General features: G+C 33.9%; 8 protein-coding genes. 2 read left to right on the top strand and 6 right to left on the bottom strand.

The genetic code is table 11. The features are described from left to right. Positions 1–11: 11 nt before the first annotated feature. The 6 genes from QMG60_RS19360 to QMG60_RS19335 form a co-directional block, all read right to left on the bottom strand. On the bottom strand, positions 12–2,279 hold the full coding sequence (locus QMG60_RS19360) for a Gldg family protein (protein ID WP_281866107.1): 2,268 nt from the start codon (positions 2,277–2,279) through the stop codon (positions 12–14). A gap of 11 nt (positions 2,280–2,290) precedes the next feature. Then, positions 2,291–3,238: an ATP-binding cassette domain-containing protein gene (locus tag QMG60_RS19355; protein WP_281866106.1), complete on the bottom strand. Its 948-nt coding sequence runs from the start codon at positions 3,236–3,238 to the stop codon at positions 2,291–2,293. 65 nt (positions 3,239–3,303) lie between these two features. Then, positions 3,304–4,674 carry a RagB/SusD family nutrient uptake outer membrane protein gene (locus tag QMG60_RS19350; RefSeq protein ID WP_281866105.1) on the bottom strand — a complete coding sequence of 457 codons (1,371 nt, stop codon included), beginning with the start codon at positions 4,672–4,674 and terminating at the stop codon, positions 3,304–3,306. An 11-nt stretch (positions 4,675–4,685) separates the two neighbouring features. Further along, on the bottom strand, positions 4,686–7,991 hold the full coding sequence (locus tag QMG60_RS19345) for a TonB-dependent receptor (protein WP_281866104.1): 3,306 nt from the start codon (positions 7,989–7,991) through the stop codon (positions 4,686–4,688). A 274-nt stretch (positions 7,992–8,265) separates the two neighbouring features. Then, the gene (locus tag QMG60_RS19340) at positions 8,266–9,309 is read right to left on the bottom strand and encodes a FecR domain-containing protein (protein ID WP_281866103.1); all 1,044 of its coding nucleotides are present in this window, start codon (positions 9,307–9,309) and stop codon (positions 8,266–8,268) included. A 220-nt stretch (positions 9,310–9,529) separates the two neighbouring features. Next, complete coding sequence (locus tag QMG60_RS19335) at positions 9,530–10,117, bottom strand: RNA polymerase sigma-70 factor (RefSeq protein WP_057116390.1); 588 nt, start codon at positions 10,115–10,117, stop codon at positions 9,530–9,532. A gap of 341 nt (positions 10,118–10,458) precedes the next feature. On the opposite strand from QMG60_RS19335, the gene QMG60_RS19330 reads away from it, so the two are divergent. Both QMG60_RS19330 and QMG60_RS19325 read left to right on the top strand, forming a co-directional pair. Then, on the top strand, positions 10,459–11,931 hold the full coding sequence (locus tag QMG60_RS19330) for a M28 family peptidase (protein ID WP_281866102.1): 1,473 nt from the start codon (positions 10,459–10,461) through the stop codon (positions 11,929–11,931). 237 nt (positions 11,932–12,168) lie between these two features. Continuing rightward, the gene (locus QMG60_RS19325) at positions 12,169–13,506 is read left to right on the top strand and encodes a HAMP domain-containing sensor histidine kinase (RefSeq protein WP_166669285.1); all 1,338 of its coding nucleotides are present in this window, start codon (positions 12,169–12,171) and stop codon (positions 13,504–13,506) included. The last annotated feature ends 59 nt before the right edge of the window (positions 13,507–13,565 follow it).

Here is a 13,565-nt window from a genome sequence, read left to right as displayed (position 1 = left end):
TTTGATATTTTTTATCTTCTGTTTCTTCTAATCAGTATGAAAGCAGCACTGAGTATAATCAATAAAGGAAACAGTGCAATAAATACAATTTTACTCATGAAAACCTGATTGGCATTTACCGTTATTTTTTTATCGATATTTTCAGGTCGAGTAGTGTCTATAGGAAATTCATAATTGGTAAACCAGCTGAAGATATCAGTAAAAAACTGAAATGTTCCTGATCCGCCTCGGCTTAATTCGGCATTACCCATAAAATCGGCATCTCCTGCCACAATTATTTTTTGTGATTTACCATTTACATTTCTGGTTAAAGCTACAGCAAGCGGAACAGCAGTTACAGCAGGTTGTTTTTTCAAATCTTCAGGAATTGAAGTAATTCCAGTCTTTGCTTCCCAAGCCGGCTGTGTGTTGGTTTTTAAAAGCGGTGTCACTTTAAAACCAACGTCTTTTACCATTTTAATCCCACTGCTTCCTAAAAACGGAATTGGATTGTTGTCTTTGTTTTTAGTTAATTTGATTACAGTCGAATCAATATTTTTTGAAACTTCAGTAACTAAATAATCTGGCGAATTAGTTTCACTTTCTTGAACTAGAGCTTGTTTGGTAAAACTTAAACCTAACTTATCTGTTACAGCAGCCAAAGCAGAATTTGTTTCAGGTTCAGCCAAAAGCATTACATTTTTTCCCTGATCGATGTATTTATTGATGCGGTCTACAGCACCTTGGCTCAATTGCGTTTTCGGATCGGCAATGATTAAAATTGTGGTTTGTTCTGGAATATTCTGCGCATTAATATCTACAGAAGAAACATCAAATCCTTGATTGATAAGTGAATATCTGAAAGTGATTTCATTAAAACCAGTTTTGTAATTTTTATCTCCAATTTTATCAACGCTTCTTTCCATGTTGCCGGTTGCAAAAACGATTTTAGGAGCAGGAACAACTAGACGTTTTAAAGAGGCAGAGATTTCTTTTTCCATAGGAACCTTAAACATATCGTCATACATTCTTAAGAATGTTTTCTTACCGTTATATTCCACAGTTCGTACAACTCTGTTCTGCTCAGGTTTTAAATCTACAACCTTTTTAATCTCTTCTGGAGAATAAAGTTTTTTTAGCTTTAAATCCTGTGTTTCGATCATTTTCTGCGCAAGCTCTTTGTCGTTTAATCCAGGGTTTTGAGCATATAGAGCTTCATTGTTTGAAGTATCATAATAATACACATATTCCATTTCCATCTGTGGTATAAAACGGGTGTATTTTTCAAAGCTTGCTATATCTGAATTTTGAGAGTAAGGCATAGCCATATAATAGTTGATGTCTAGTAAGTTTACATAAGTGGTTAACTTTATAGGGCCGTCTATTTTTTTGACAATATCTAAACTGGTTTTTGTTAATGTTCTGTCTTTTGTACGCGTCATATCTTGATACAGCGTAAGAGAAGCTCTGGAAGTAATATAGCCAAATGATAAAACAATTGTGACTAGTAAAGTATATTTTAAAACTCTTTTTGAGATTGTTTGTGCGTCTCTTCCTGTCTGTAGTTTATAGATGCTCAACACGATAAAAAGACTGCTTACCAAAACAAAGTAGATTACATCTTTACTGATGATAAGACCTTCCAGCATTTCATTTGCACGGCCGGAGATAGAAAGGAAATAGGTGATGTCTTTTACAACTTCAACATCCTGCCAAAGTTTGCCGATGAAATTTAAACCTGCCAAAACTACCAAAGTACTGATCGCAGCCACAACCTGATAAGAAGTGAGGCAAGACATAAAAAGCCCGATTGCGGCATATGTACAAACCAATAAATACAAACCAATAAGACCTGATACGGCAAATTTTAAATCTAAATTTTCAATAGAGAAGTACGCAATACCAACCTGTAATCCTAATATCACAATGAATAAAAGACAGTAAGCAGCTATAGCTAAATATTTACCAAGTACAATATCTTTAATTTTAATTGGCGAAGAAAGTAACAGTTTGATCGAACCGCTGTTAATTTCGCGACTTACTAGTCCCATTGTTAAAAGCGGCACATACAAGTATAAATAATTCTGCATTTCTGTATATAAACCATTGAAGCCCGAAAATGTAATCTGAGTTAAGTTGCCAAGACCCTCTCCAATTTTTTGTGCTTTTTCAAAACGTTCAATAGAGTTGAAAAATTTCCAGCTGGACTGGATTGAAAATATTACTAAAACAACCCATGCGACAGGTGAGTAAAACATAGTGTTGAGCTCTGTTTTAGCAATTCTATATATTGTTTTCATTTGTTTGTTTTTTAAGAAGGAATAGAATTTTTAGAAGGCGCTTTTTTAGATAACTGCGCAAAAATTTCATCAAGGGAAACTTTTTCGAATTGAATCTCACGTAATTTCCAATTGTTATGAACACTTAACGAAATGATTTTTTCGGCAACTTCCTGAGTTCCGTCAAATGTTATCTGCACTTTTTTAGGAGAAAGAAAAACAGCATCTGTCACTTCTGGAATAGCTGTTAAAGATTCGACTTGCGGTGGATTTTCAAAACTAGCTGTCAATTTATCTGCTTCGATGTAGTTATTGAAGGCATCAAGCGTATCGGCAAAAACCATATGTCCGTTTTCAATCATCCTGATATCCTTGCAGGTTGCCTGAACTTCGGATAAAATATGAGAAGAGAAAATAACGGCTTTATCTTTTGATATTTTTTTGATTAATTTTCTAACTTCTAAAATCTGGTTAGGATCAAGTCCGTTTGTTGGTTCATCTAAAACTACTAATTTAGGTTCGTGAATAATAGCTTGAGCAATACCTACACGTTGTCTGTAACCTCCGGATAAGTTTCGAATTAATCGGTGGCTGAAATGTGAAATACCGCATTGTTCCTTGGCTTTCTCTAAAGCATTTTTTAAATCTTCTTTTTTTACATGACGCAGTTCCGCACAGTGAATTAGATATTCATCTACCGTTAGATCTAAGTGCAAAGGAGGTGTCTGTGGTAAAAAACCAATTAATTTTTTGGCTTCAACCGGGTTTTCCTTTAGATTAATTCCATCAATAAAAATATTGCCGCTGGTTTGGTTTAGCACGCCGCAAAGAATATTCATTGTAGTTGATTTTCCAGCTCCATTAGATCCTAAAAGGCCTAAAATTCTATTTTCTTTAATTTCAAAACTAATATTTTGTATTGCCCAATCCTTACTGTATTGATGCGACAAATCCTCAACTCTTACAATTGTTGTTTCCATAGTGTTTTTAAAATCGCAAGAATGTATTTTTGTTGAAAGTACATTCTTGCGTTATTTTTAATTTTTTAGTATCCTGTATTTTGGATTAAAAAGGGATTAGAACGAATAGCAGGTTCTGGTATTGGATATAAATTATCTGTAGTTTTCCATATTTTATCAGATAAAACAGAGAGGGTTTCATCTAGTTTGCCAGTTCTTTTAAGGTCCAGCCATCGATGTCCGTTTTCTGCAAAGAACTCGCGTTGTCTTTCAAGAGCAATTAAGTCTAGCAACTGATTTACATCTGTTAAGGTCGTATCATTTAATAAGGCTCTATTTCTAAGAACATTAATATCATGCTGGGCACCTATAATATCATTTGATCTTACTCTGGCTTCGGCTCTAATTAAATACAGCTCTGCTAATCTTAATACAGTAGAGCGTTCTACAGGAGAATCACCAAATCCGTTGTGATATTTATAAGGTGCGATACCTAATAATACGCCGGCTCCATTTGTAATATCAATTGTCCAATTTGTTTTTCTGGCGTCACCAGTTTCAAAGAGCGAATTGCCTTTTCTCAGCAAAAAAGTACCACCGGTTGTGAATACAGAAGATCCTTCGTATGTGTAATCAACATTAAAATAAGGTATCTGTAATATAGCTTCATCATTGTCTGCAATAAACGGACTGTTATCATCTCCCAGATCAGTAATTATTTTGTAAGTTCCTGTCTGGTTTATTACTGTAGAGGCATGAGCAGCGGCTTCAGTCCATCTTCCTAAATAAAGATTTACCCTTGCCAATAAAGTTTCTGCAGCCCATTTTGTAGCTCTAATTCTTTCTTGGTCATAATCTTTGTAATCCGTTGGAAGATCTTTTGACGCATCTGTTAAATCAAGCAAAATTTGTGCATAAACAGTTTCTTGCGGAGATTGCGGCAACAGTGCAGATACATCTACATTTGTAGTCAGTACTAAAGGCACATTTCCCCAAAGATTAGTCAGATAAAAATAACAATACGCTCGTAAAAATTTTGCTTCTGCAATCCATCGCTTGCTTTTCACATCATTAAGAGAAGTACTTTTAGAGATTCCTTCAATTACGTTATTTGCGTTATAGATAGTTTTATATAATTCGCCCCAATTACCATTTATAGTTCCGTCGGTTTCTGGGATTTCATTAGAACTGTAAACATTGGCAATACCAGCTGCTGGCACCAATTCATCAGCAGTTTCTCCAAGAATAGAATGCACTCTGTTATAATAAAAATCTGTAACCATACTTTGATAGATTCCGTTTACAGCGGCTTCAGCAGTTGCTTCTGTAGAGTACACATTTTCTGATGATAATTGATTACTAGGGATATCAACATCAAGAGCATCGTCACAGCTCGTAATTCCTAGCAAAAGAAAAAATGAAAATATATAGGTATATTTATTTGAAATATTTTTCATGATTTTGAGATTTAAAATGTAAACTGAGTTCCAAAAGTTATAGTACGTAATGGCGGAAGTGCCAATCCCTGTGTTTCAGGATCAAGACCTTTATACTTAGTAAATGTTACTAAGTTTTGTCCTTGAATCGAAAGTCGGATACTCTGCAAATATTTCTTTGTTGCCTCATCTAAAGGAATTTGGTAAGAAGCACTTACATTTTTAAGTTTTATATACGATGCATCTACAATTGAGGCATTTGATCCCATATAATCATAGAAACTATCTTGAAAACCTGAACTTAAAACATTTCCCTGCGCTAAATAATGATTATACTCATCCACTTGAAAATTTGCAGTGCTGTAAGGATAACCTGGTTGTGCCCCGGTGTCCGTCATTAAAGTTGTACCATCCTGTTTTACAAATTGAAATAAAAAATCAAGAGTAAAAGCCTTATAGCTAATCGTATTGGAGATACCGCCATAATATTGCGGATAAGTTGGTCCATAATATTTTCTGTCTCCTCTGCCGGTTTCTGCAAATCCGCTGGAGATTCTGCCGTCTCCATTTTTATCTTCAAATTGAGCAATTCCATCTGCATCAACACCTGTAAAGTTGTATAAATATCTGCCGCCTAAAGGTTTTCCAACAACATATTGAGAATAGTAGCTGGTAAACTCTATTCCAGAAAATGATACTAATTTGTTAGAATTGGTTGAAATATTAAAAGAAGTTGACCAGTTTAAATTTTTAGTATGAATATTTGTTGTACCAAGGGTAAATTCCCACCCTTTATTTTCAACTTCAGCCGGTAAATTTGCCGTATAAGTTGTAAAACCTGCCTGTGCACTAAGGGTATAGTTTACCAATTGGTTACTCGAAGTATTTTTATAATAAGCTGCCGTAAAAGAAATGCGGTCGTTTAGGAAACTTAAATCAAGTGCCGCTTCAAATTTCTTTGTTAATCCCCATCTAATGTTAGGGTTTGCAATTCTAGCTGCTGTCATAGAGGCATTTCCGCTTCCATATGTACGAGTGTCAAAAGTATCAGCATATTGGTAATCTCCAATAGCATCGCTTCCAATTTCACCATAACTAGAGCGTAGTTTTCCAAAGCTTAACCATGAAAGATTGTTTAAGAATTTTTCCTGTGTAAATACCCAGGCTGCACCAACAGAACCAAAATTTCCAAAACGATTATTCGCTCCAAAACGGGATGAGCCATCTCTTCTAAAGTTAACATTTAGTATATACCTGTTTTGAATATTATAGTTTAATCTGCTGAAAAGAGAAATGTACTTATATTCAACACTTCCATTGTTGGCAGTAATGCTTTCTGCAGTTCCTAAGTTACCAATTAAATTATCTGAGCTGTAACCATTTGAATTCACATAAGAAGGCATCTCTGATTTTCTATTCTGCAATGAACCTCCAACAAGTGCTGTTAAGTTTCCTTTCCATAATTCTGTTGTATAATTAAGCTGAGGCTCAACAGTAAAATTATTGGTATTATTAGTTGAAACCGTATAAGATCTTTGAAAGTTTACATTACTGCCGTTTGCTTCAGCATAAACATGATTAACTGCCGATCCTGGCATAAATTGTTTGGTCTGCATTTGAGCTCTTCCATATCCTAAATCTGTTTTGAAAGAAAGTCCTTTTGCAATTTCGTATTGAAGATTAAAGCTGGTAATTAAATTGAGTCCTTTATCGTCTACTCTCTTCTCTAGAGCGGCAAGAGGATTTATATCACTAAAATAGTCTGGTGACCAATAATAGCTGCCATCTGCATTGTATAAAGGACGGTTAGGAGCAGTGCCGACCGCATATGTTGTGATATCAAAAAATGGTAGTTTATTATTATCTGTAGCAAAAATTACCGAAGCACCAATTTTTAATCTCCTGTCTAATGTGCTGTGATTAATATTAAAATTAGTAGAGAATTTATCATAGCTAAAATCTCCAGGCACAACCGTAGTTTCTTTATGGTAAGCACCACTCAAAAGGAAATTCGTTGTTTCGTTCCCGCCTTTTAAAGATGCCGAATAATTATTAAAGTTAGCAGTTCCTCCTATTAATTTTTTCTGCCAGTTTGTATAAGCATTAGGATCCCAGTCTGTAAGGGCAATACCGTTACTGCCAACATCAGCAACATCGCCGTTATTATTCAAAGCAGTCTGCAGCATGTTCAGGTAAGCGGGAGTATCTAATGTTTTGACCATATGCGCTACTTCCGAAACTCCAGAGTTGGTAGTTATGGTAAACTCAGTTTTTCCAGATTTGCCTTTTTTAGTCGTAATCAGTACAACACCGTTTGCACCTCTTGAACCGTAAATTGCCGTTGCATCGGCATCTTTTAAAATTTCGATGCTTTCGATATCATTTGGATTAATGATGTTTAGCGGACTTGTTGATTTTTGAGCTCCTCTAATCACATTTTGATCCTGCACCTGTTGTTTAATATCGTCTCCAATGTATGGAACTCCATCTACGATATAAAGAGGAATATTACTGCCTTCAATAAAGTTTCGCCCGCGGACACTAATATTCATATCACTTCCTGCGTAACCCGAAGTCTGCGTTACAAAAACGCCGGGAGTTCTTCCCTGCAGCGTTTGCAGAATATTGGTTATCGGTTGTTTTTCAATATCTTCAGATGTAATTTTCACTACAGACCCAGTTGAAGTTCTTTTTGTGGTTGTACCGTAACCAATCACTACGATTTCATCTAGTTTAGCCAGATCGGGCTGCATTTTAATGGTAATAGAGGTTTGGTTTTCAACGGTAACCTGCTGTGTTTTATATCCTAAATAAGATACTTTCAGCACGTGTTTCCCTGCTGGCAGTTCGATGTAAAACTGACCATCAAAATCTGAAACGCCCTGTTTATTGCTTCCTACAACTGCAATAGACACACCCGGCAGAGGCAGGCCATTTTCATCCAGCACTTTACCATTTAGCATGTAATTGGCTTCACTGTCATCTGTTTTTGATGCTGTGGTTTTAGGATTTTCTTTTTTATAAATGACAACGTTTTTATCTACTTGTTTGTAAACTAAATTACTGCCCTGAAATACGGTATTCAAAATATCACTAACACTGCGGCGTCCTCGTGGTGTAGTTACTTTTGGAAAATCTTTTATGATCTGCGGCTGATAAGCAAACAGTAGTCCCGTTTTATTTTCTATTGTCTTAAATAAAGTTTTAATGTCTTGATTATGAAGTTCAATATCAACAGATATCGATTCTAAATTCTGACCGCTCATTTCGGTAGCAAATACCATTGGAGTGCCGCAGGTCAGTAAGAAAATGTGGAATAAACTGATTCGCATGATCATAATGGTTTTTTTTGACAAGTGAAAAAAAGATGATTTCTTTTCCCTGTCAAACATGGTTGTTTTACAGCGTAATTTCATAAATTTGCTTGTTTTTTAATGGTTACTGGATTAATTGTTAAAAATCTTGGCCATCTGGTGTAGGAGCTGGATGGCTTTTTTAGTTTTGGTTTTGGGTTGTTTTTCTTCGTTTTTTAAGGTTAATATTTATTTTTCTCAGCTTTCTAAGTAGGAGATTAGCCAGCCTGATTACTAGTTATTATGTATTCTTTACTCTTTACTCACACCCTTTGCCATCTAAAATAACAGCGCCGGCTTTGTCGTAATGATATTCTGTTTCTAGAACACTTGAGATTACTTTTAAAACATGATCCAAATCTTCTTCATTTAAGAAACTCGCGGTTATTCTGCAGTTTTTAATTTTTTCATTCTGTATTAAAATCTGAACTTTATATTTCTGAGAAATTAATGCAGCAGCTTCGGTCATATTAATATCATCCAGAATCAAGTAATTACTTTTCCACTCCGTTACAACAGCAGCGTTGATATTATTCTGTTCAAAATTCAAAGTGTTTTTGTTGACTTTAATCTGCTGGTTCGGAGTAATCACACCATAGACTTTTTGAGTGTCTCCAACCTGAACTTTACCACGGGTAACTGTAACTTCGATATTGTTTGAAGAATTTTTGGCATTGATATTAAAAGCAGTACCTAAAACTCTAGTCTGTACCTTACCCGTATGTACAATGAAAGGTTTTTCTTCGTTGCGTTTAATGTCAAAAAAAGCTTCTCCCGTCAGTGTTACTTCGCGAGTTTTGCTGTTAAAGGAATTTTGATCGTATTTTAAACTACTGTTGTCATTTAAAAGAACCGTACTGCCATCAGGAAGGTGTACCAACTGTTTACCGCTGAAATCAATTAAAGTGTTTTCTGCTATAACTTCTGGTTGAACAGCTGGGGCAGGAAGAGAATTATTTTTTGTAAAAAAGAATGAATTTCCAATAGCGATCAAAGCAATAATACTAGCAGCCGCAAATACAAATTTCAAAACTGTTCTTCTGCTTCTTTTCTTAGGATTTAAATCTAAAACTTTAGGTTCGTTTTGCGGTTTAGATAAAATGTAGTTTAGAATATCATCTCCCTGCTTTTTATCCATTACTTCAGTAACGTAATCGTTTTTCAGCATATCATGAAGTTTTTCTTTTAGAAAATCATCATGGGTTCCCTGCTGAATTATTTCCATCATTTGCTGCTGTTCTGCATCAGATAGATTATTCTGCAGGTAGCCTTCAAATAACTCTTCGAATTTTTTTTGCTGCATTGTTTAGTAAATTAAATTAGTACTTGTTTGTAAATGATAGATTGGGTTATCTTTTTTTTTTTTTTCAGCCCTTCTGATTTTAGGGATAAGGCATGTTTAATGTGCCTCTTTATTATAAAGACCATTTAAAAATGGGGAGGGAGTAGTGAAATGTGAAAAAAATGTAAAAAAAAGGTAAAATAATAGACAATGAGGCCTTTTTGAGAGAAAAAACTTTAATCTATAATTTAAAAAATAGAAGAAACGTCATGAACATATTCATGTACGGAGAAATTTTAAGACGTATAAATTTTAGAGCCTGCGCCATATGTTTTTTTACAGTCTCAGTCGAAATGCCTAAACTTTCACCAATTTTTTGATGACTCAAACCGTCCAATTTAGCCATTTTATAAACTTTCTGCTGCTGCGGAGGAAGCTGTTCCACAATCTGGTTTAAAATTATATTGTACTGCTCGTCTTTAATTGAGGTATCTGTATCTATAAAGCCGGTCTCTTTTAAATTAATTTCTGATGCTAAAGTAGCTTCTCTTGCAATTTTCTTAATGGAATTGAACAAATGATTGCGCGAGATGATATAAAGATAATTTTCAAAATGGTCTATTTCAGACAAAGTTTCACGATTCTGCCAGATCTTCAAGAAGATATCCTGAACAGCTTCTTCTGATAAAATTTTTGATTTAGTAATTCTAAAAGCAGTAGAATAAACAGTATTTTTATACTGATTGTACACATTTGTAAAAGCAAGCTCACTTCCTTGAGATAATTCAAGAAGAAGTTTTTTTTCGTCAATATTTGAATTTTGAGCCATGCTTTAGGTAAGAATCAATTCAGCAATATTATTTATTTTTTTTCAAATAAAGATTATATATCAAGAATATGCATTCAAAAATGTTGTTTTACGATTTTATTGAAGAAAATAATAAATTATTGTAAAAATAAACATCTCTATTTTGCATAAGATTCATTGCAGGTTATTGTAGTGTTTAAATTATTGTAGGTTAAGTCTTGTTTTAATTGAGGATTAAACAAAATGTAATAAAAAAAGTATTTTTTATTGAAGGATATTTATAAAAAGTATAGATTTGTTTTTTTTCAGACCCTTCTTTTTTTGCAAGAAAATTATTTTAATTCTTTAATTTGATTTTAATTATGAAAAAGAAGTTATTTATATTACTTAGTTTATACTGCAATGTGATTTTTTCGCAAGCAGTAAAAAAGCCTTTAGTTTCTGCAATTACGGTAAAAGATCTTAAAACAGATATGTACCAAATGGCGGGAGACCACTTTAATGGGCGCGAAGCCGGTACTTTAGACGAGTTGAAAGTATCTGTTTGGCTGGCAGAAAAAGCAAAACAATCTGGAATGTCTCCTGCAGGAGACGATGGTACTTTTTTCCAGTTTTTTGATTTGTACAGGCATCAGGTTACAAACTACACCAAATTTAAGATTGGTCAAAAAGAATTCAAATTGTGGAGTGAGGTTTTAATTGCCGAAACCACAACCAATAAAGTTGAAGCTCCCTTACTTTATTTAGGAAAAATTTCACCAGAAGAAATTAAAAAAGTAGATGTAAAAGGAAAAGCTGTTGTTTTGCTTGCATCGAAAGACGGGATTTCCGAAGACATTTCTCTTTTTGAAAGACGCTATCCAGGATTTGTTAAGCAGAAGTATTATGAAGATCTCGCTTATAGAGGCGCTGCAGCTCTTATCATTATTGCAGATGAATTTGGAGAAAAATGCTGGTCTCAAGTGGAGCCGCAGATGAAAAGAGGTGTTTATGGTATCGAAGGTTATCGCGACAAAATGCCTGTGCCCTCTAGAATGCCTGCTTTTTGGTTGCATAATGATCAAATTGATTTTCTAAAAAACACGAAAGAGAATTTATCAGCCGAAGTCATTTCTGAAACTTATAAATATCCTTCAGTAAATGTTGTTGGAAAAATCGAAGGCACAGATCCCCAATTAAAAAATGAATATGTTCTTTTTAGCGGACATCAAGATCACGACGGTGTGCGTCAAAAATATGGACAAGATTCAATCTACAATGGAGCAGATGATAACGCAAGTACTTGTGTCGCCATGCTTGCCATTGCGAGAGCTTATAAAAAACAACCAGCTAAGAGGTCTGCATTATTTGTATTTCATGGTTCAGAAGAACGCGGATTATTAGGTTCTAGCTGGTATGCTTCACATCCTACAGTGCCTCAAAAAGATATAATCGCAGTTTTAAACGGAGATATGATAGGAAGAAACGATATTAATCAAGCGGCATTATTGGGTTCAAGTGATCCTCATCAAAATTCTCCTGATCTGGTTAATATCGCTAAGAAAGCAAACGAAGAAGGTCCTAAATTCGAGCTTGATAAACTTTGGGACAGACCTGAACATCCTGAATTCTTTTATTTTAGATCGGATCATCTTCCTTACGCTCAAAAAGGAATACCAGCTGTTTTTTTTACCAGCGTACTCCACAGTCAATACCATACACCAATGGATGAGTCTGAAAATATTGATTTCGCCAAACTTCATAAAATGACAGATTGGATATACCGCACCGGCTGGATATTGTCTAATAACCCTGATAGACCTAAACTCATAGTAAACAAAAAGACAAAAGAATAATTCTTAGTATATAATTTTGAAATTATACAGATCTGCATTCAATAATGTTGGAAGATCATTTAAAGTAAATTTAGATGATCTTTTCATTTTATCATTAGTCGCCAAGATTAGTAATTTTTATACCTAACAGTCGATAAGTATTGATTATACTGTGATTTTGTATATTTGCGGTCAGTTTTTAATATACATAACTCAATAATGTTCAAATTTTTACCTCTAGATCCAAAAACGGTTTTTATGCTCTATTTTTGGGGAAACTTATTTATTTGTATTCTTATTTTTAGTTATGCCTTTTCGTATGCTACAGCAGAGAATAAGAAAAAATTAAAAACATTTGGATATGGAAAAATATTACTGACTATTGGTTGGGTATTTATTTTTTTAAGAAACGTAGCTCCAGATTTTATCTCGATAAACCTTGCCAATACTACCATTCTTGCAGGCGCTTGTTATGAAACGATCGCAATAATGTCTATGATTAAAACCAAATTTTCAAGACGTTATCACTTGCAAATTGGTATTACAGTTGTGACAATGTTGGTTTTTAATATTTCAACGTTTTTAGAAAGTACGATGAATACTCGTATTTTGATTATGTCCCTCGGAATATTTGCCATTTATCTGCCGCCAACAATTAGTTATTTTAAAGAAAAAAAGAATAATTTATTCCGTATTTTTTACCTGCTTTGTTATGTTTCTTTTGAAATTTTAATCTTTTTGCGAGCGGTTTACAGCTATATAAATCCACAGAAAAATTTTTTCAGACCAAGTATTTTTGACAGTTTATATAGTATCGGCTTATTTTTATTAACCCTCATTGGTACGGTTGGATTTTTATTATTAGTAAAAGAAAAACAAGATCTTAGAATACAGAAACTTCTAAGAGATAAAAACTTATTCTTTTCTATTATTGCACACGATCTAAAAGGTCCATTGGGATCGTCGGTTGCATTATCAGAAGTAATGTCGGAGGAAATTGACACGTACAGCCGTGAAGAAATTAAAGAGATTACCGAATTGCTGCACGAATCAAACAAAAATATTTACAAGTTGCTTGAAAACCTTTTGGATTGGTCTAGGGTACAAACTGGAATGATGGAATACAATCCTAAAAAAGTGATCTTAAATAAATTGATTGAAGAAAACATCGGACTTAATAAAAACGCTGCATTAAATAAAAACATTGACATTAAGTTTGAATCAACTGAGATTATTGAAGCTGATCTGGATAAAGATATGATTGATACCGTTTTGCGAAACTTGCTGACCAATGCAATTAAATTTACAGATCATCATGGTGAAATTATAATTCGAATGCAAAAGTCCAATCAAAAAGTTGAAGTTTCGATTAAGGATAATGGTATAGGAATTCCAGACAACATAAAAGAAAAACTGTTTAAAATCAATGAGAAAGTAATCCAAAAAGGAACAGAAAATGAAATCGGAAATGGACTTGGATTATTACTTTGCAGTGAATTTGTAAAAAAACATAATGGCGAAATTTGGGCTGAAAGTAAACTCGGAAAAGGAAGTACTTTTAAATTTATCTTACCATTAAAAAGACAAAATCACTAGAAATTTCCTGTTTTATAAGCAGAACTGGTTTTTTACTTATCTTTATAAAATAAATTTAT

The organism is Flavobacterium sp. GSB-24, assembly GCF_027924665.1.
Classification (GTDB): Bacteria; Bacteroidota; Bacteroidia; order Flavobacteriales; family Flavobacteriaceae; genus Flavobacterium.
The sequence above is the reverse complement of the archived record's forward strand: the minus strand, read 5'-3'. Positions and strand labels throughout refer to the sequence as shown.

Coding starts and splice junctions, on each gene's coding strand:
- QMG60_RS19360 (WP_281866107.1), bottom strand. CDS start 2,279: ATGAAAACAATATATAGAATTGCTAAAACAGAGCTCAACACTATGTTT.
- QMG60_RS19355 (WP_281866106.1), bottom strand. CDS start 3,238: ATGGAAACAACAATTGTAAGAGTTGAGGATTTGTCGCATCAATACAGT.
- QMG60_RS19350 (WP_281866105.1), bottom strand. CDS start 4,674: ATGAAAAATATTTCAAATAAATATACCTATATATTTTCATTTTTTCTT.
- QMG60_RS19345 (WP_281866104.1), bottom strand. CDS start 7,991: ATGATCATGCGAATCAGTTTATTCCACATTTTCTTACTGACCTGCGGC.
- QMG60_RS19340 (WP_281866103.1), bottom strand. CDS start 9,309: ATGCAGCAAAAAAAATTCGAAGAGTTATTTGAAGGCTACCTGCAGAAT.
- QMG60_RS19335 (WP_057116390.1), bottom strand. CDS start 10,117: ATGGCTCAAAATTCAAATATTGACGAAAAAAAACTTCTTCTTGAATTA.
- QMG60_RS19330 (WP_281866102.1), top strand. CDS start 10,459: ATGAAAAAGAAGTTATTTATATTACTTAGTTTATACTGCAATGTGATT.
- QMG60_RS19325 (WP_166669285.1), top strand. CDS start 12,169: ATGCTCTATTTTTGGGGAAACTTATTTATTTGTATTCTTATTTTTAGT.